At 60.5% G+C, this 19897-nt stretch carries 16 protein-coding genes; 7 read left to right on the top strand and 9 right to left on the bottom strand.

The genetic code is table 11. From position 1 onward, the window contains the following. Positions 1–145 precede the first annotated feature (145 nt). Positions 146–955: an SDR family oxidoreductase gene (locus tag HBN54_RS15555; protein ID WP_168674137.1), complete on the top strand. Its 810-nt coding sequence runs from the start codon at positions 146–148 to the stop codon at positions 953–955. A gap of 192 nt (positions 956–1147) precedes the next feature. Here HBN54_RS15555 and HBN54_RS15550 read toward each other — a convergent pair whose 3' ends face one another. Then, positions 1148–2803: a S8 family peptidase gene (locus HBN54_RS15550; protein ID WP_235955548.1), complete on the bottom strand. Its 1656-nt coding sequence runs from the start codon at positions 2801–2803 to the stop codon at positions 1148–1150. A 354-nt stretch (positions 2804–3157) separates the two neighbouring features. Between HBN54_RS15550 and HBN54_RS24030 the strand changes: the two genes are divergently transcribed. From HBN54_RS24030 to HBN54_RS15520, 6 genes are all read left to right on the top strand, one after another. Beyond that, a complete protein-coding gene (locus tag HBN54_RS24030) occupies positions 3158–5842 on the top strand; it encodes a PIG-L family deacetylase (protein WP_168674136.1) in 2685 nt (894 codons plus the stop codon). Positions 5843–6008: 166 nt separating this feature from the next. Next, positions 6009–7385, top strand: a complete 1377-nt coding sequence (locus HBN54_RS15540; protein WP_168674135.1) for an aspartate kinase — start codon at positions 6009–6011, stop codon at positions 7383–7385. A gap of 110 nt (positions 7386–7495) precedes the next feature. After that, positions 7496–8140, top strand: coding sequence for a phosphatase PAP2 family protein (locus tag HBN54_RS15535; protein WP_168674134.1), 645 nt, complete (start codon positions 7496–7498; stop codon positions 8138–8140). 84 nt (positions 8141–8224) lie between these two features. Further along, a complete protein-coding gene (locus tag HBN54_RS15530; RefSeq protein ID WP_168674133.1) occupies positions 8225–9115 on the top strand; it encodes a glycerophosphodiester phosphodiesterase in 891 nt (296 codons plus the stop codon). Between the two features lie 115 nt (positions 9116–9230). Continuing rightward, positions 9231–11171, top strand: coding sequence for a CocE/NonD family hydrolase (locus tag HBN54_RS15525; RefSeq protein WP_168674132.1), 1941 nt, complete (start codon positions 9231–9233; stop codon positions 11169–11171). A 396-nt stretch (positions 11172–11567) separates the two neighbouring features. Next, positions 11568–12359, top strand: a complete 792-nt coding sequence (locus HBN54_RS15520; protein WP_168674131.1) for an SDR family NAD(P)-dependent oxidoreductase — start codon at positions 11568–11570, stop codon at positions 12357–12359. A 117-nt stretch (positions 12360–12476) separates the two neighbouring features. Here the strand turns inward: HBN54_RS15520 and HBN54_RS15515 are convergent, their stop codons facing one another. The 8 genes from HBN54_RS15515 to HBN54_RS15480 form a co-directional block, all read right to left on the bottom strand. Continuing rightward, a complete protein-coding gene (locus HBN54_RS15515) occupies positions 12477–13361 on the bottom strand; it encodes a DUF2911 domain-containing protein (RefSeq protein ID WP_168674130.1) in 885 nt (294 codons plus the stop codon). Between the two features lie 109 nt (positions 13362–13470). After that, positions 13471–14073 carry a hypothetical protein gene (locus HBN54_RS15510; protein WP_168674129.1) on the bottom strand — a complete coding sequence of 201 codons (603 nt, stop codon included), beginning with the start codon at positions 14071–14073 and terminating at the stop codon, positions 13471–13473. A gap of 52 nt (positions 14074–14125) precedes the next feature. Continuing rightward, positions 14126–14314 carry a type II toxin-antitoxin system HicA family toxin gene (locus tag HBN54_RS15505; RefSeq protein ID WP_168674128.1) on the bottom strand — a complete coding sequence of 63 codons (189 nt, stop codon included), beginning with the start codon at positions 14312–14314 and terminating at the stop codon, positions 14126–14128. Continuing rightward, positions 14315–14527: a type II toxin-antitoxin system HicB family antitoxin gene (locus HBN54_RS15500; RefSeq protein ID WP_168674127.1), complete on the bottom strand. Its 213-nt coding sequence runs from the start codon at positions 14525–14527 to the stop codon at positions 14315–14317. Between the two features lie 32 nt (positions 14528–14559). Further along, a complete protein-coding gene (locus tag HBN54_RS15495; RefSeq protein ID WP_168674126.1) occupies positions 14560–16404 on the bottom strand; it encodes an ABC transporter ATP-binding protein in 1845 nt (614 codons plus the stop codon). Positions 16405–16558: 154 nt separating this feature from the next. Continuing rightward, positions 16559–17050: an energy transducer TonB gene (locus HBN54_RS15490; protein WP_168674125.1), complete on the bottom strand. Its 492-nt coding sequence runs from the start codon at positions 17048–17050 to the stop codon at positions 16559–16561. Between the two features lie 96 nt (positions 17051–17146). Then, the gene (locus HBN54_RS15485) at positions 17147–18652 is read right to left on the bottom strand and encodes a sodium:solute symporter (protein ID WP_168674124.1); all 1506 of its coding nucleotides are present in this window, start codon (positions 18650–18652) and stop codon (positions 17147–17149) included. Positions 18653–18787: 135 nt separating this feature from the next. Continuing rightward, a complete protein-coding gene (locus HBN54_RS15480; RefSeq protein WP_168674123.1) occupies positions 18788–19801 on the bottom strand; it encodes an MBL fold metallo-hydrolase in 1014 nt (337 codons plus the stop codon). Positions 19802–19897: the final 96 nt, after the last annotated feature.

Below are 19897 nucleotides of genomic sequence, written 5' to 3'. Positions count from 1 at the left end.
ACCCCCGTCCGCCCGGCAACTACCTGACCAGAACCCGGGAAACAGGTTTAATCGGGCGGCGCAAAAATCGCACCAGCCATCCGTAAATTTGCCAATATTATTTGCCCGTCTTCTCCCGGCCCGACCGGGCCATTCCTTTTCGTTTATGGCAACTCCCACTGTTCTCATCACCGGCGGCACTTCGGGCATTGGCCGGGCCTGCGCGCTGGCCTTTGGCCGGGCCGGCTACCAGGTGGCCGTCACTGGCCGCGACGAAGCTAAACTCGCCGATACCGCCGCCGCGCTGGCCGCCGCCGGCGTGGCCCACCTCACCATCCGGGCCGATGTAGGCGACGAGGCCGCCGCCGAGCGCGCCGTGGCCGAAACCGTGGCCCGCTTCGGCGGCCTCAGCGTACTGCTCAACAACGCGGGCATCAGCATGCGCGCCCGCTTTCAGGATGCCGACCTTGAAGTCATCAAGCGCCTGATGCAGACCAACTTCTTCGGCACCGTGTTCACCACCAAGTTTGCCCTGCCGCATTTGCTGGCCAGCAAGGGCAGCATCGTGGGCATCAGCAGCATTGCGGGCTACCGGGGCCTGCCGGGGCGCACGGGCTACTCGGCCTCCAAATTCGCCATGAACGGCTTCCTCGAAGCCCTGCGCACGGAGCTGCTCGACCAGGGCGTGAACGTGCTCACGGCCGCGCCCGGCTTCACCGCCTCCAATATCCGCCAGACCGCGCTGGCCGCCGACGGCTCGTCGCAGGGCGAGTCGCCGCGCGACGAAGGCGCCATGATGAGCAGCGAAGCCGTAGCCCAGGAAATCCTCAAAGCCGTGCAGCAGCGCAAGCGCACCCTAGTGCTCACGGGCCAGGGCAAGCTGGTGGTTTTCCTCAACAAATGGCTGCCCGGCCTGACGGACCGGCTGGTGCTAAGCAGCTTCCAGAAAGAGGAAAAAGGGGTGGATGTGGGGTAGGGGCCTCCCGCCTCACCTCACCCCCTGCCCCTCTCCTTGGGGAGAGGGGAGCCAGTTCCGCGCTGGCGTCAAATAGCTATAAATGAAAAAGAGCCAATTGCGTGCAGCAATTGGCTCTTCTCGTTAAATTTCGTCAGGCTCCCCTCTCCCCAAGGAGAGGGGCAGGGGGTGAGGTGACACTGTCAGGCCGCCCTACAGCGTTGCCTTCTGCGCCAGCTTCACGGCTTCGTACATATCCACCACGCCGCCGGTTACGGACAGCGTCGAGAAATCAACCTGCTTCTCGCCGCCGGGCGTCTGGACTTTGGTGTGGTGCACCTGGGCCGACTGCATGATGATGCGCTTCAAATCGACCGCCGTGAGCTTGGGGAAGTACGATTTCAGGACTGCTGCCACGCCGGCCGTGACGGGCGAGGCCATGCTGGTGCCGCTTTCGTTGCCGTAGGTGCTGCCGGGCAGCGTGCTGTAGATGCCCACGCCGGGCGCGAATACGTCCACGCCCTTCTTGCTGTAGTTCGAGAAATCGGCGGTCAGGTTCACGTTGTCCTTCGGGCCGGATGCGCCCACCGTGAGCAGGTTCGGGATGGTGGTGTTGTTCAGGTAGAACGAGGCCGGGTAGTTGTCGGCCACATCGAGGTTGTGGTTTTCGTTGCCGGCGGCGTGCACCAGCAGTACGCCTTTCTGGGCGGCGTACTTGTAGGCGGCTTCCACGGCGGGGCGCTGGGGCGAGAATTCCTTGCCGAAGCTCATGTTGATAATCTGCGCGCCGTTGTCCACGGCGTAGCGAATGGCGTTGGCAATGTCCTTGTCGCGCTCGTCGCCGTCGGGCACGGCCCGCACCACCATGATGCGCACCGGGTCGGGGGCCAGGCCCATGATGCCGAGGTTGTTGGTCCGCACCGCCGCGATAATGCCCGCAACGTGGGTGCCGTGCATGGGGTCGGGGCCGTGGAGGTCGTTGTTGCCGTAGAAGCGCTGGCTCACGTCCTCGGGGTCGTCCTTGATGATGTCGGCCCGGGGATTAAAGCTCAGGTTCAGCGAATTGTCCAGCATGCTGCGCTCCTGCTTCATGCCCTCGTTCAGTTCCTTGAGCAGAGCATCGGCATCGGCGGCCCCGGTCTGGCGCATCATGTCGAGCATGCCAGCCACGGCGCGTTTCAGGTTGGGGTCGCTGGTATTGGCGTTTTTGAGGGCGGTGGTGTCGAGCTTGTCGGTGCCCAGCGCCTGCTTCATGTTGGTCACCATCATGGTGAGAGGCCCCGACATTTCTTCGACCTGCTTGCTACGCTCGGTTTCCTCCTTGAGGCGGGCCGAATACGCTTTCTCGGCTTTCTGATAGAGCGCGTAGGTAGCCTTGTCGGCCGGCTTCACGGTCTTGGCCGTGATGCCTTTGAAGCGTTTGCGGCCGGCGGCCACAATGCGCGTCATTTCCAGCGTTTCGGCGTTCACGTTGCGGCCGTCGGGGCCGCCGAGGAAGTTCCAGCCGTGCACATCGTCGATGTAGCCGTTCTTGTCGTCGTCGATGCCGTTGCCGGGAATCTCGCCCCGGTTCACCCACAGCACCGGCTTGAGGTCGACGTGGGCCGTATCAATCCCGGAGTCAATCACGGCCACGATAACGGGCGTCGGAACCAGGTTTTTGAGGATTTCCGCGTAGGCGCGGGTGGCCCCCACGCCGGGCACGTTGTCGAGCTGCGGGTCTTTGAGGTACCATTGGGCGGCGCTCATATCGCCGGTGGGCGGGGTGGGTGCGGGCGTAGGGGCATTCACCGCCTGCGCCTGGGCCAGAACCGGCAGCGTCAACAGGGCCAGCGAAAGGGACCAACGGCGGAAAGGAAGAATCGTCATAAGTAAAGTAAAGGGCCGCCATAGGGCAGCCAGTGTGGGTGGTAAACCGATTTGGGCACAAATGAAGTTCAGGCAAGCCAAAGACGTGCCAGCGGAGCGGGATGTTGCGCCGCCCGCCGGTCTGACCGCCCCAAGCGGTCTGACCGGTTGAAGTGAGGAAAGTACGCCCGGTTGTCATGAGAAAGTACGCCCGATTGTCATCCGGAAATAACCCACGAAATATAGCAAGCCCGTGCATTCTCAATCGTTCTTGCTTCAACCGGTCAGACCGCCTAGGGCGGTCAGACCGGCGGGCGGCGCGGGCGACGACCATTCGGCCGGTAACTTCACGCCCTCAAACCCGGTTTCCCGCGCATGATTCGTTCCCTTCGTCCTCTGGCCGTCCTGGCATTCCTAATTATTAATTCTCAATTATTAATTAGCGAAGCCCGAGCCCAAACCCCCAAAACCTACACCTCCTCCGAAATCCTGCTGGGCCTCAAAAAGCTCAACGTCCTCGGCTCGGTGATGTACATCGCCGCCCACCCCGACGACGAAAACACCCGCCTCATCGCCTACATGGCCAACGAGCGCCTGCTCGAAACCAGCTACCTGAGCGCCACCCGCGGCGACGGCGGCCAAAACCTCATCGGCCCCGAGCTGCGCGAGGGCCTCGGCGTGATTCGCACGCAGGAGTTGCTGGCGGCCCGGCGGCTCGACGGCGGCCGGCAGTTCTTCACCCGCGCCAACGACTTCGGATTCTCCAAAACCTCCGACGAAACCTTTCGCATCTGGGACAAGGAGCAGGTGCTCGCGGACATGGTGTGGGTCATCCGTCAGCGCCGGCCCGACGTGCTCATCACCCGCTTCCCGCCCGATGCCCGCGCCGGCCACGGCCACCACCAGGCCAGCGCCATCCTCGCCGCCGAAGCCTTCGACGCCGCCGGCGACCCCAAGCGCTTCCCCGAGCAGCTCCAATACGTGCAAGCCTGGCAGCCCAAGCGGCTCTTCTGGAACACCGGCAGCTTCTTCGTGAAGCCCGGCGAAAACATGGACGGCTACCTCCGGCTCGACGCCGGCGGCTACAACCCCCTGCTGGGCCAGAGCTACGGCGAAATCGCGGCCCGCAGCCGCTCCAACCACCGCAGCCAGGGCTTCGGCTCGGCCGCCCAGCGGGGCGAGGCGCTGGAGTATTTCCAGCCCGTGAAAGGCGACAAAGCCACCAAAGACCTGTTCGAAGGCGTGGATCAGACCTGGAACCGGGTGCCCGGCGGCGCGGCCGTGGGCAAGCTCATCGAGGAGGTGATTCGCAAGTATGACGCGAGCAACCCCAGCGCCAGCGTGGCGGGGCTGCTGAAGGTGCGAGAGCAGTTAAATAAGTTTCATCAAGGAGCTTTCAGTGATTTCCAATCTAAAGAACTGGATAGTGAAGCAAAACTGAGCCATGCTAAAGATGAATTATCAGGAGCACATTTTTGGGTTGCAACCAAGCAAGCTCAGATTGATGAGTTGCTGAAGGCATGCCTTGGTCTTAGCATAGATGCCACAGCAGCTAGTCCAACTACTGATTTCAACATTTCTGGCAAATCTTCCGCCCTTATTACTTATGAAGTTTTGAACCGTTCAAACGTGCCTGTTCAACTAATTGCCAAGGAAGGATATGTGTATTCCTCCGCATCAGCCGCAATGATGGGAATAACAGCTTTGAATGGTATACATGGAAATGAAGGCCAGAAGATAGAGCTAGCTCGTGATAAAAAGGTGACCGATACAATTAGCCTTAAAGGCAAATTTGAAAGCTATTTGGTTTCACAGCCTTATTGGATGCGCGAAAATGCATCGGTTGGAATGTACTCAGTTAAAAACCAGAGTGACCGAGGAAAGCCGGAAAATAGTCCGGTTGGTATGATTCATTTCCGGTTTCTGGTGGGCGGTCAAATGTTGTCCTATAATGTCCCCGTTCAATACAAGCACACCGACCCCGTGCTGGGCGAATTATACCAGCCGCTGGCTGTGGTGCCGCCCGTGCTGGTGAACCTGCCGCCCGCCCGTTCCTACGTCTTCGCCGATGCCCAGCCCAAGACCGTGCCCGTCACGCTGCGGGCCGGGCGCGCCGGGGTGAGCGGCCGCCTGGCCCTGGCCCTGCCCGCCGGCTGGAAGTGCGAGCCCGCCACCGCCGACTTCGCCCTCGCCGCCAAAGACGAGGAGCTGACCGTGAACTTCCAGGTGCAGCCCCTGGCCGGCGCCGCGCCCGGCCGCGCCGAGCTGCGCGCCATTGCCACATTGGCTCCCCCCTCTCCCCAAGGAGAGGGGGGCCGGGGGGGTGAGGTGTTTACCCGCGGCATCCAGAAGATTGAGTACCCGCACATCCCCACGCAGTTCCTCTTCCCCGAAGCCGTGGCCCCGCTGGTGAAGCTCGACCTGAAGCGGCGCGGCCAGAACGTGGCCTACCTCATGGGCGCCGGCGACGAAGTGCCCGACGCCCTGCGCCAAATCGGCTACACCGTCACCCTGCTCAAGCCCGAGGAAATCAGCGCCGCCCGCCTCAAGCCCTTCGATGCCCTCGTGGTCGGCATCCGCGCCTACAACACCGTCGATGCCCTGAAAACCAGGCAGGCTGAAATCCTCAAATACATCGAAGCCGGCGGCAACGTGGTGGTGCAGTACGTGGTGAACCGGGGCACCGTGCTGCCCGAAATCGGCCCCTACCCAATGACGCTCTCCAACGACCGGGTAACGGTGGAAGATGCCCCCGTGACTCTGACGAAGCACCCGCTGCTGGCCGCGCCCAACAAAATCACCGAGCAGGATTTCAAAGGCTGGGTGCAGGAGCAGGGCCTCTATTACCCCTCGAAGTGGGACCCGAAATACCAGACCGTCATTTCCAGCCACGACCCCGGCGAGGCGGCCAAGGAAAGCGCCATTCTGGTGACGGACTACGGCAAGGGCCACTACATCTACACGGGCCTGTCGCTGTTTCGGGAGCTGCCAGCGGGCGTGCCGGGCGCGTACCGGATTATCACGAACATGATTTCCTACGGGAAGGAGCCGGTACAGTAGAAGCAGCAAAAGAACGTCATGCCGAGCGCAGCCGAGGCATCTCGCGTGTGGAAGTAAACCAATCAATTGAATTACTTCCACACGCGAGATGCCTCGGCTGCGCTCGGCATGACGTTCTTTTGTGTTCTGATTACCATTTTCAGGCTTCCGGGCCTCTCGTATACCCGTGCTCACAGTAGAAAAAATCGGCGGCACCTCGATGACCGCCTTCGCCGACGTCCTCGACAACATCATCTTCCACGGCCGCGAGGGCGCGAAGCTGTACAACCGCATTTTTGTGGTGTCGGCCTACGCCAACGTCACCAACTGGCTGCTGGAGAACAAGAAAACCGGCGCGCCCGGCGTCTACCACCACATCACCCAGGGCCAGGAGTTTAGCCAGCCGCTGCAGGACGTGGCTGCCCGGCTCAAGGAGCTGAACAAGAACTACGAGCCGCTGGGCCTCGATTTGACCGTGGCCGATGCCTTCATTCAGCAGCGCATCGACCAGGCCCAGACCTACCTCGAAAGCCTGGTAAACGTGCTGGCCTCCGGCTACGTGAATAGCGTGAACATCCTGCAGGCCGCCCGCGAAATTCTGGCCTCGATAGGGGAGGCCCACTCGGCCTTCAACTCCGTGAACATCCTGCAAAACCGGGGCGTGCACGCCACCCTGGTCGACCTTAGCGGCTTCGACGACGCCCAGCCGCTGACCATTGACGAGCGCATCCGGCAGGCGTTTACGGACATTGATTTTCCGCGCACCATCAGCATTGCCACCGGCTATACCAAGGGCATTGAGGGCATTATGCGCGAGTTCGACAGAGGGTATTCCGAAGTCACCTTCAGCAAGATTGCCGTGGCCGTGCGGCCCCAGGAGGCCATTATTCACAAGGAATACCACCTGAGCTCGGCCGACCCCAACCTGGTGGGCGTGGACCAGTGCCACCCCATCGGCTTCACCAACTACGACGTGGCCGACCAGCTCGCCGACGTGGGCATGGAGGCCATTCACCCCAAAGCCTCGAAGCCGCTGGAGATAAACGCCATCGACCTGCGCATCAAAAACACCTTCGAGCCCGAGCACCCCGGCACGCTCATCACCCGCGACTACATCTCGCCCACCAAGCGCATCGAAGTCATCACGGGCACCGAGAAAGTCACCATTATCGACATTCACGACCCACTAATGGTGGGCGCCGCCGGCTTCGACCTGCACCTGATGCAGGTGTTTTTCGACCTCGGCGTGAGCTACATCTTCAAGGCCACCAGCGCCAACAGCATCTCGCTGCTCATCTGGGAAAAGGACCTCAAACCCCAGCTCGTGGCCGCCCTGGAGGCCAAGTACGAGAACGTGACCGTGCAGCCGGCCGCCCTGGTCTGCCTCATCGGCTCCAACATCGACGAGCCCGGCCTGCTGGCCCGCGCCGCCGGCGCCCTGGCCGATGCGGGCATCAACATCCGCAGCGCCGGCTTCGCGCTGCGCAAGGTGAATATCCAGTTTATCGTGGGCCGCGAGGACTATAAAACGGCCATCATCGCCCTGAATCAGGCGCTGGGGTAAGGTCTTGAGTTAAGAGTTAGGAGTGATGAGTTAAGAGTTGAAAATAATTGCTCGATGATTGCTGCCCGTCAACTCTTAACTCATCACTCCTAACTCTTAACTGACTATCCATGACCCTCCGCCAGTTCCTCGCTTTCACGGCCCTCACGCTACCCGCCTGCGCCCTGCTGATAGCATTCGGCGACCAGCCACTGGCCCGGTTCATCCACGGACATTTCGGCGGCGCGGCCCCGTTTTTCGCCGCCCTCACGGCCACCGCCGATAAAATCCACGATGCGCTGATGATGCACGTTGTGGGCATGCCCATCATCTTTCTGGCGCTGGGGCTGGCCTTCGCGGTGGGCCGCTACGCGTTCAAGAAGAAAGAAGCCACCATCTTCCTTATCCTGCTGCTCACCCACGAGTTCAGCATGGTGCTGGCCAACGTGCTGAAAGGCACGGTGCACCGCCTGCGGCCCGAGGTGCTGTTCGGCACCGGCTACGCGGGCACGGGCCTGTGGGCTACCGGTCCGCACAACGACTCGTTCCCTTCTACGCACACTGCTACTTATTTTAGTCTGTTCTGGCCGCTGGCGGTGGCTTTCCCCAAGTATCGGGGGCCGCTGCTGGTGCTGCCGGGCCTCATTGCGCTGGGCCGGCTGGTGCTGGGCGCGCACTACCTCAGCGACGTATGGTTCTCCATCTGGCTGGTGGTGGCGCTCACGTTTTTGTTCGGCTTGCTGGATAGGCCGCGTCAGGTGGCGGCGGGGTTGTAGCGCCGCGCCCCTTTGCGTCGCTACAACCTGCCAACTTCATTCCCGTTCAGCCCCCAGCCGGCGCGTATCGGCCTACATTTTTGCATGAGAAAATTCCGCTTATTCCCCGCCGCTTCCCTGGCGCTTTTCCTGATAGCAACGCTGGCGGCCTGCACCGCCACCAAACCCGTAGCCAACCCCAAGCTGGTGGTGCTGGGCCACGCCGGCTCCGGCTTCTACACGCCCATCAGCCCGTTCAATTTCCGGCCGCCGAGCAGCTGGCGCGGCATCCGGCGCGCCCTGCTGCGCGGGGCCGATGGCGTAGAAGTTGACCTGCAAATGAGCCGCGACAGCGTGGTAATGCTCTACCACGACCAGCATTTGCAGGACGGCAGCACCGGCACCGGCTGCGTGAGCGAGCGCACGGCCGCCGAAATCACCCAGCTGCGCTACAAAGGCGGCTTTCCCTACGACCTCATCCAGAAGGAGCGGCCCATCACTTTCGATACCCTGCTGGCCCGCCTCAACCGCCGGCCCACGTTCCCCTTCATCCACCTCGACTTGCACGAGGACGACCAGTGCCTGCCCCCCGGCCGCCAGCACGAGCAGGTGCCCCTGCTGGTGCGCCAGATTGCCCGCACCCTCGCCCGCAACCACGTTCCGCTCGATAAAGTCCTGTTTATTACGATGGAAGGGTCCACCGTAAGGCTGGCCCGCGCCGCCATGCCGGGCGTGCGCATCGGCCTCGAAATTGCTTCCGACGAATTTGCCTTCGGCCTGAAAGTGGCTAAAACGGAAAAGGTGCACACTGTGGTGCTAGATGCCGACCGCGTGACGCCCGAGCAAAGCGCCCAGGCCCACGCCGCCGGCCTGAAAGTAGTAGTATTCGGCGGCCGCTCGCCCAAAGACCTGCGCCGCGTGCTCAGAACCCAGCCCGATGAGATTGAGGTAGATAACGTGAAGCGACTGCTGATAATCCAGGGCCGGGGCCAGTAGCAGGGGAGCGTTACAGAAGGCCGGCCATCAACCCGAAAACTGCGCGGATTAAAGCTGTGTATTTGAGTGAGGCTTCTACCTTTACCGGCGTACTCCCATTCAAATCCTGCACTGCATGAAATCAACTCTTCTATTTGCCCTGATGCTTGGCGCGACGGCGGCCATCCCGGCGCTTGCCCAGCAGCCCGGCCCCGCGTACCCGGTGTGGTCCGAGGTCGAAAAGGCCCGCTATGCTACTGTGATGGCCGATACTTCCTACATCAAGGAGCATTACAAAAAGACGGAACACCAGGTGGCCATGCGCGATGGCGTGAAGCTTTACACCATTGTGTACGCGCCCAGCGATGCCGACAAGGTGCGCTACCCCGTTATGCTCAACCGCACGCCCTACGCCATCGGCCCCTACAAGTCGGTCAGCATGAAAAAGAACCTGGGGCCAAGCAGCGAGATGATGCACGAGGGCTACGTCTTTGTGTATCAGGACGTGCGCGGGCGCTATATGAGCGAAGGTGCCTTCGTGGATGTGCGCCCCGAAAAGGAAGTTCACAAGGGCAAAACCGATATCGACGAGGGCACCGACACCTTCGACACCATTGAGTGGCTGCTGAAAAACAAGCAGGCCCCCAAAAACAACGGCCGCGTGGGCCAGTGGGGCATCAGCTACCCCGGCTACTACACCGCCACCGGTCTGCTGGCCCGCCACCCGGCCCTGAAAGCCGCCTCGCCTCAGGCCCCCATCGCCGACTGGTTCTGGGACGATTTCCACCACAACGGCGCATTTTTCCTGCCCCACGCCTTCAACTTCCTGGCTAGTTTTGGCCTGCCCCGGCCCGAGCCCACGCCCACCGGCAACCCCGGCTTCAAGCACGGCACCCCCGACGGCTACGACTTCTTCATGAAGATGGGCCCGCTGAAAAACGCCGATGCCCGCTACTACAAGGGCCAGGTTGCGTTTTGGAATGAGATGATGCAGCACCCCAACTACGACGACTACTGGCAGGCCCGCGACCTGCGGCCCCACCTCAAAAACCTGCAAAAAGGCACGGCCGTGCTCACCGTGGGCGGCTTCAACGATGCCGAGGACCTATTCGGCGCGCTCAACATCTACAAGAGCATCGAGAAGCAGAACCCCAGTATGCGCAACGGCCTCGTGATGGGCCCCTGGGTGCACGGCGGCTGGGCGCGCGGCTCGGGCGAGCTGGTGGGCAACGTGGCCTACGGGGCCGCGCCGTCCATCTATTATCAACAGAATATTGAAGCCCCATTCTTCAAAGCCAATCTGAAAGATGGCAAGCCCGCCAACCTGCCCGAAGCCACCGTATTTGAAAGCGGCACCAACCAGTGGCGCACCTTCGATGCCTGGCCGCCCCGGCAGACGCAGGAGAAAACGCTCTACTTCCAGCCGGGCGGTAAAATCGGCTTCGAGCAGCCCGCCGCCGGCTCCGAGTTCGACCAGTTCCTGAGCGACCCGGCCCACCCCGTGCCCTTCACCGAAGCCACCAACGTGGGCATGACCCGCGAGTATATGACCGACGACCAGCGCTTCGCCAGCCGCCGCCCCGACGTGCTCACCTACCAGACCGATGTGCTCACCGCGCCGCTCACCCTGGCCGGCCCCATCCAGGCGCTGCTGCAAGTGGCCACCACCGGCTCCGATGCCGACTGGGTCGTGAAAATCATCGACGTATACCCCGACAACACCCCCGACAATCCGCGCCTCAACCCCAACGTGCACTTGGGCGGCTACCAGCAGATGGTGCGTTCCGAAGTAATGCGCGGCCGCTTCCGCAACAGCTTCAGCAAGCCCGAGCCCTTCACGCCCGGCCAGGTTACCGCCGTGCCCTTCACCGTGCAGGACCTCATGCACACCTTCCAGCCCGGCCACCGCATGATGGTGCAGGTGCAAAGCACCTGGTTCCCGCTCGTCGACCGCAACCCGCAGAAATACGTCGACAATATCTACAACGCCGAAGAGGCTGATTTTCAGGTTGCCACGCATCAGCTGTATCACTCGCCCGCCCACGCTTCGCAGCTAGTGGTGAAGGTGCTGCCCTAGCGGCACAACGGCCCGAGTCCCTCACGAAGCCAGTACGCGCCGCCAAGGGAGAAGGGAGTCGTTGCTCCGGTCTGACCGCCCTAGGCGGTCTGACCGGTTGAAGTAGGCACGATATCGCAACAACGACAACCGGTCAGACCGCCTAGGGCGGTCAGACCGGCGCAATGACCCAAGGTTTGGAAAAGCCCGATTCCGCATGGAATCGGGCTTTTTGCCTTCTATATCAGCAGGCTACATGCTGCTTTGGGAAAGAAATAAAATCCCTGCGCGAAATCAACGCAATTGCATAGGCCAAACTCTATGAATTGCAACGGTTTGGTTTTCAATAGTATATAATAATAAATATTTAATGATTATATTAACATAGTAAATCAATTTAACCTAACCCCAACTGCTATGAACGCCCAAACCGCCCTGATTACCGGTGCCTCAAGTGGCATCGGTTTCGAACTGGCCCGTTGTTTTGCCCGCGACGATTATCGGGTGGTGCTCGTAGCCCGCCACCTCGCTGAGCTAAAAGAAGCGGCCCGGCTGCTGCACCAGGAGTTTGAAGAAGTAGAAATTGTGCTGCTGCCCTTCGACCTCAGCCACCCCGAAACGCCCGCCCAGCTCTACGCCGAAACCACGGCGCGCGGCCTGCAGATTGATGCGCTGGTAAACGATGCCGGCTTCGGCGAAACCGGCTATTTCACCGATACTGACTTGGCCACGGAGCTCGCCATTATTCAGGTAAACGCGGCGGCCCTCGTGCAGCTCACCAAGCTCTACCTGCGCGATATGGTGGCCCGCAACGACGGCCGGATTCTGCAGGTCGGCTCGTTGGCTTCCTTCACGCCCAGCCCGTGCCAGGCCGTGTATGCCGCCACCAAAGCCTTTGTGCTCAGCTTCACCGAAGCGGTGCAGCACGAGCTTAAGCAGCAGAAATCGGCCGTGACCATGACTGTGCTTTGCCCACCCCCTACCGATACCAATTTCTTCCAGGTGGCGCACGCCGAAAACACCCGCGCTGCCAACCATACCGTATCGGCGCGCACCGTGGCCGAAGAGGGCTACGACGCTTTAATGGAAGGCGACGCCCGCAGCCTGCCCACCATGAGCGCCAAGGTCAACTTCTTCACCAGCCTGGTACTTCCCGATTCCATGCTGGCCACCATCATGAACAGCCAGCTGCACGCGGCGGATAAATAGAAAAAAAGAAGGCCGCAGCACCAGTGCTGCGGCCTTCCATGGCTCGCTGATAGTCAGGCGGCGGCAACTTCCGCAAAAGCTGCCTTCTTGCCCAACTCAGGGTGCGGAGGGGGATGCTTACTTGCCCATTTTCTTAGCCTCGGCCATCAAATCCTCGTTCATCTTCACGTACTCGCCGTTCGGCGGCGTGGCGGCCAGCGCGGCTTTCTTCGAAGCCTCAGCGGCTTTCGTAGCGCCGGCATAGTCCTTCATTTTCAGGCGGATTTTGGCTTCCGTGTTCAGGTTCCAGAACTTGGTGGGTTCGGCGGCGTTGGCCTTTTCCATCCAGGTCAGGGCCTGCTTCAGGTCCTTGTTGTTTTCGTAGTAGTACACGGCAGCGGCGGCGAGGTCCGTCGAGGCGGGGTTGTCGTTTTTAGTGACTTTCTCCTCAATCTGGGCCATCACTTTGCTTTCCACGTCGGCCATTACCTTGAACTTGGCCCCGGTCATTTCCCACTCCATGGCCACATTGGCGGTAGCAGGGGTGAGGTCGGTGAAGTTGATGGTGAACGTTTCGACCTTGCTGCCCAGCTTGTAGGGCTTGATGTTGAAGCGGGCCACATCCTGGTCGTCCTTGAAGCCGTCCACGTCGGCGCCCAGCTTGGTGTTCTTGTTGAGCACCACCATCCATTCGGTCTTGTTCGGGATGGTGTAGATGCCGTACTCGCCGGCAGCCACCTTCTTGCCCTCAATCGTCACATCATCCGAGAACTTGATGCTGGTAGTGGCATTGGCACCCGTGCGCCAGCGCTTGCCAAACGGCACCACCGTGCCGAAAATTTGCCGCGCCTTCACGCCCGGCCGCGAGTAGGTAATGGTAATATCCGTGAGGCCCACGCGCTGCGAAACAGTGCTTTGGGGGCTGGCAGCGGGCGTCTTGATTTGGGCGTAGGCAGCCGGGGTGGCCAGCAGGGTAGCAGCCGCTGCAACAGCGACGGAGAAACTTGTGAAGTGCTTGCTCATCAGTAATAGAAAGAGTGAGGAGAGTTGTTGTGGGCCTAAAAGTACGAAACCCGCGCCGGGGGCGCGGGTTTTGGGAATATTAACCATAACTCTCAAAATGAAAAAGCAGTTATCGGCTGCGAGATAAATTCTGGAATACGGCAAATCCAACCCCCGTAAAATCTCGCTCGATTAACTTTATTGGCACAGTTTCCCAAAAATTATCGACGTATTGAAAATTTGAAATAGAAACATAAATTCGGCCATTGTATTCGCCTATGCTGGAAGAACTACAGAAGTTTCCTGAAATCGGAGTTGCAAAGACCTGAATTTTCTCCTTCTGCCCAGATGCCCAGTTTTTAGTGATAACCTGAATATTTGTGCGATTCTTGAAAATGAGTTTTCGTAGGCTATCTGTGCTTACAAAGTATGATTTGGCAAAATCGTAAGAAGTTTCGGTTGTTACTACAAAAGGGTCGACTGGCTCTCCTTTACAGCATGATTCCAATGTATTTTTAGAAAAACCACTCAATAAAAAGGGCGAAATTCGATTCTGTTGCTTCAGGGAATCGGCGGATATTATCCAGTAGTAAGTATCTGTACCGTGCTGGGATATTTTATATGTATCCTCAAAAGTCAGAATTACATATTGACTCTTCCTGTTTTGAGCAAGGGCACTAAGCGTAGCCGCTAGCAATAGAACGGTTACTATTATTGCTTTGAGAAAAAACATGAAGAGTCAGTTTTTACACCAAGTAAATAACTTGTAAGTCATTCTTGCACAGTTAAGCCAACGGCGGTATTCCCAATTGCTTGCAAATGGTGCGGGCCATCACGTTATCAATTTCGCGGTGCCGGCCCAATACCGTTTGCCGCTTATTGGCCGGGTTGAACAGCGCCGTGTGGTTGCCGCCTTCGCGCAGAATGATGCAGCCGTGGCTCAGAATGTGCTTTACCAGTTCCAGCCGCTTCATCTACGCCACCAACAATTCCTGCGTAAACGTGCGGCCTTCGTATTCCTGCGCGGTTTGTTCGCGCTGCACTTCGAGGTAAAATTCCAGGCCCTGCATCAGGTTCTTTTTTAATTCCTCGACGGTTTTTCCCTGGTCAATAACGGCCGGGAATTCCTGGAGCTGGCCCACCAGCCAGCCATTTTCGCCTTGCTCAATAATTGCGGTGATGGTCATGGCAGCATGAATAGGGTGAAACCAAATATACTTTACGTCAGCTCAAACTGCAGGCGCAGCAGGTTCGCGTATAGCCCGCCTTCGCGCTCGCTCAGCTCGTCGTGCGTGCCGGCTTCCACAATGCGGCCGCCGTCAATTACCAGGATTTTATCGACTTTGCGGATGGTGGAGAGGCGGTGGGCGATGATGAGGCTGGTGCGGTGCTCCATCAACTCATCGAGGGCGCCCTGCACCAGCTTTTCGCTTTCGCTGTCGAGAGAGGACGTGGCTTCGTCGAGGATGAGGATGGCGGGGTTTTTCAAGATGGCGCGGGCAATGGCCACGCGCTGGCGTTGCCCGCCCGAAAGCTTGATGCCGCGGTCGCCCACCACCGTATCGAGCGCCTCGGGGAAGGCCTGGATAAACTGCCAGGCGTTGGCCCGCTGGGCCGATTCAATGATTTCGGCGTCGCTGGCCCCGGGCTTGCCGTAGGCGATGTTCTCGCGAATGGTGCCGCCGAAGAGCAGCGTTTCCTGCGGCACGATGCCGATGTGGCGGCGCAGGCCGGTGAGGTCGTAGTCCTGCACATCGTGGCCGTCCACGATGATGCGGCCGCCGCTGAGGGGGTAAAACTGCATCAGCAGGCCGGCGATGGTGCTTTTGCCCGCGCCGCTGGGGCCCACGAGGGCGATTTTTTCGCCCGCCGCGATGTGGAAGTTGATATCCTTGAGCACCGCGATATCGGGCCGGGTGGGGTAGCGGAAAGCGACGTGCTCGTAGCGAATATCGCCCTGCAGGCGGGCCGGTACCAGCCCCCGGGCCGGCTCAATATGGGTGGGCTCGGGCGTTTCGTCCAGAATTTCGAGGATGCGCTCCGACGCGCCCAGCGTACTCTGCACCTTGCCATACATCTCGCCCAGGCCGGCGATGGACGCGCCGATGAAGGCCGTGTAAAGCAGAAACGTAAGTAGCTGGCTGACTTCAAGATGGTCAGGGCCGGGGTTGTATACCAGCGTGGCGGCGCGCCACAGAATGAGGATGATGCCGCCGGTGAGGCCAATGATGACGAACGACACGAAGCCGCCCCGAAACAGGTTGCTGCGCAACGCCGCCGCCACCACGCGGTCGAGCGCCGAGCCGTAGCGCTGGGCCTCAAACTGCTCGTTGGTAAAGGCTTTCACCGAGTTGATGGCCTGCAGGGTTTCCTCCACGATGGTGTTGGTGGTGGCCAGTTCCTGCTGCGTAGTGCGGGCCAGCGTGCGAATTTTGCGCCCGAACAGCCCCGCCGCCAGAATAATGGGCGGAAACGTGAGCAGCATAAATAACGACAGTTTCACCGACACCACCATGATGGCCGTGATGCCGATAACGAGCGTGAAAATCTGCCGGAACAGCTCAGCGAGCGTCAACGAAAACGTGTCCTGAATCTGGCCCACGTCCGAGGTGATGCGCGAGGTGATGGCCCCCACGCGGTTTTGCTCGAAAAAGGGGATGGGCAGCTGCACGAACTTGGCGTAGAGCGCCTTGCGAATGTCGCGCACCGTGAACTCGCTTACCTGCGTGAAGAACCAGATGCGCCCAAACGAGAAAAAGCCCTGAAACACGATGATGGTGAATAGCAGAATGGCAATCCGGTCGATGCCCAGCTCGATGCCGTTAGGCAGGACGACGGGCTTGTGGTTAGCCGCGTCGATGAGCTTGCCGGCCAGAAACGGAAACGCCATAAACGTGCTGCTGCTGAGCAGCAACATCATCAGGCCCACCGAGAACAGGCCCTTATAAGGCAGCACGTAGCGGAAAATCCGCAGGCTGCGCTTGAGTGATTCCTTGTTTACTTTCGGTTTGGGCAGGTCGGCGGTTGCGTCGTTGCCGCTGGTGTTGAGTCCACTACGGGCCATCGGGTCTTATCTAGTTCTGCTAATTATAACGCGGCAATTTCGGTTGCCGGGCATGAGGCGGGGGTGAACTTGTAGCACATGCTTTAGCTTGTGCCGCGCAAGCGAACCGTATGGCGCTTGCGCGGCACAAGCTAAAGCATGTGCTACGAGGCTACTAACGTTTTCCGTGCACCGGCTGGCGCTTCACCTGCTCCACGTGCATCACGCCGGCCGCGCCGAAGGGCACGGGCAGCTGCACCAGCACCGGTAGCGGGCGGCCACGCCGCATAGCAGGCTGCCAGCTGTTGAGCAGGCTCACCACGCGCAGGGCCTCGGCGTCGCACTCGGGCGAGAGCGACCCGGCCACCACGGGGTTGCTGGTGGTACCATCCTCATTCACCGTGGCATTCACCAGCACTTTGCCGGTGATGCCGGCTGCTTTGGCCGCGGCGGGGTAGTTGATGTGTTCGAGGAAAAACAGGCCCATGGCCTGCTCGCCGCCGGGGTACACCGGGGCGCGGTCGGGCCGGTTGGCGGCGGGGTTGCGCTGCACCTGCATGTTGCCGGGCTTCAGGATGATGGTCTGGCCGGTGGCCGGGGCGGCGGGCGCTTGGGCGTGGGCGGTGAAGGCGGCCAGCAGCGCGAGGGGAACAAATAAAGTCTTCATGAGCGACGAAATGCAAAGACGGGGCCGGATGCGCGGCGGCGCGGCCCGCCGGTGGGGCGATAGACGAATCAACCCCCGAAATACCTCAACCCCGGACTACGCCGTCAGGTTCGCGGGCTGCGGCACGGCATCGGCCGGACGCGAAATCAGCAGCAGGCCGATGTACACCAGCGCGCCGTTCAGCAGCAGGATTTCGAAGCCAAACTTGTAGCCATTCAGCCACTCCACGGAGTGCGACACGATGAGCAGCGTGAGCAGCACGGCCGCCGTGCAGGTGGGCAGCACCAGCCGGTCGCGCAGCTGCCGCCCCGTGAGAATGCCGAAGGCAAATAGCCCCAGAAGTGGCCCGTAAGTGAAGCCCGCAGCCTTATACACCGCATCAATCAGGCTCTGCTCGTTGAGGGCACGGAAGATGAGGATGATGACGATGAGCACCACCGACCAGCCCAGGTGCGTGAGCTGGCGCAGGCGCGTCTGCCGGGCTTCGGGGTACTGCTGAATGTTCAAAAAGTCCACGCAAAACGAGGTGGTAAGGGCCGTCAGGGCCGAATCGGCCGAGGCGTAGGTAACGGCGATGATGCCCAGGATGAAGATGATGCCCGCCGTGAGCGAGAACTGCGTGGTAGCCAGGAAGGGGAACACCTTGTCGGTATCGAGGGTGCCTTTGAGGTTGAGGAGCTGGGGCAGCTCGGTCAGCTTGAGGCCCCGGGCAGCGGCATATTGGTACATGAGCACGCCCAGCGTGAGGAACAGGATGTTGACCCCCACGATGACCGGCGTGAACCAGAACAGGTTCTTCTGGGCCTCGCCGAGGCTGCGGCAGCTCAGGTTTTTCTGCATCAGGTCCTGGTCGAGGCCGGTCATCACGATGGTGATGAACATACCCGAGGCAAACTGCTTCCAGAAGAATTTATCGTCTCGAAAATCAGCGAAATAGACCTGCGACATGGAGCTTTCGCGCACCGACGTGACGAGCTGCTTGAAGGAATAATTCAGCGCATCCGACATGAAGTAGATGCTCAGGGCCACGCAGCTCAGCATGGCCAGGGTCTGGAAGGTGTCGGTCCAGAGAATGGTTTTCAGCCCGCCCTTGAAGGTGTAGAGGTAAATGAACAGGATGCTGACCACCACGGTCACAGCAAAGGGCACGCCCATGGCATCAAATACCGCCAATTGCAGCACGCCCGCCACCAGGTACAGCCGCAGGGCCGAGCCCAGCGACCGGGAAATCAAAAAGTACAGCGCGCCCGTCTTGTAGCTCCAGTAGCCAAAGCGCTGCTCCAGGTACGAATAGATGCTCACCAGCCGCAGCCGGTAGTACAGCGGCAGCAGCACGGTGCCGATAACGACGTAGCCCGCCACAAAGCCCAGGGCCACTGCCAGATAGCTCCAGCTTTTGCCATACACGTTGCCCGGCACCGAGATGAAGGTGACGCCTGACAGCGAGGTGCCAATCATGGCAAAGGCCACCATGTACCACGGCGCGTTGCGGTTGGCCACGAAGAAGCTTTCGCTGGTGGCGCCCCGCGACGTGAGCATGGCAATGACGATGAGGACGAGGAAGTAGCCCGCAACCAGGCTCAGAACTAAAGTTGGCGACATTCGGAAGGGTTGAGTGTTGAATGTTGAGGGTTGATTGAGCTTGCTAAATTCCTCTCAATCCGAAATCAGGGTCAAAGCTACCCCGCAACGAAGCATTCCTCATTCAACCCTCAACATTCAACCCTCAAAACTTCCCTATTCCCACTCCGGCCAGCGCAGCACCTGCCCCACGACGGGGGCGTGCAGCTCGCCGCGCAGCATGCCGCCGGCCGCTACTTCCCGGAGTTGACGCAGGGGTTCGGAAGCCGGCTCATCGGCCAGGGCGAAGGTGCCGTAGTGCATGGGCACGACGTGGCCGGCGCGCAGCACGTTGGCGGCTTTGGCGGCTTCGTGGGGGTTGACGTGGCTTTTTGCCATCATATAGGCCGGCTTGTAGGCCCCGATGGGCATCAGCGCAATATCAATGGGGCCGAACCGGGCTTCGATTTGTTCGAAATGGTCGGCGTAAGACGTATCGCCGGCGAAATAGATGAGCCGGTCCTGCACCCGAATCATGAAGCTGCCCCAGAGCACGCGGTTCACATCGGCCAGGCCCCGGCGGTGCCAGTGGGAGGCCGGCAGGTAGGTAATTTCGAGGGGCGAGGCCGGGCCCAGGTCGTACTGCTGCCACCAGCCGGCCTCCTGCACCGCCAGGCCCGGCACCATGCCGCGTAGCAACGGGGCCATGCGCAGCGAGGAGAGCACCTGCATCTGCGGGTTCTGGGCCGCCAGCAGCTTAATGGATTTCTCGTCGAGGTGGTCGCGGTGGCCGTGCGAGAGCAGCAGGAAGTCGATGCTGCGCAGGGCCTCGGGCGGGCAGGGCAGGGGATGGCGCTGCTTCAGCCCGAGCGACGAAAACAGCACGGGGTCGAAGAGCAGCGACACGCCCGCCACCCGCAGCAGAAAGCAGGAGTGCCCCAGCCACACCAGCATATCCTCGGTCGAGGAGAACGCCGCCGCGCAGTCCATCACTTCCGGGGCCCAGGTGTCGCGCTTCTTTTCCTCTTTCTGGGGATTGGTCGAGAGCTGCCACCTCAGCAGATTTGCAAAGCTGGGCTCAAACAATTCCTCGCCGTTGGCGAATTCGTTGCCAAACAGCTTGTTGCCGGGGTAGCCTGGCCGCACGGTGGGCAGAGCCTCGTTGCGGAGGTAAGAAATGCGTTGGGCCATAAGGCGAGAATCGGAGAAGCGTGAGGAGCCAAAGAAACGGCCGGGCGGCGGAAGTGTTTAAGAAACCGAAAACGTCTGTCATGCTGAGCTTGCGAA

This window comes from Hymenobacter artigasi, assembly GCF_012275535.1.
Taxonomy (GTDB): domain Bacteria; phylum Bacteroidota; class Bacteroidia; order Cytophagales; family Hymenobacteraceae; genus Hymenobacter; species Hymenobacter artigasi.
Note: the sequence above shows the minus strand (reverse complement) of the source record. Positions and strands in the feature narration are given on the sequence as shown.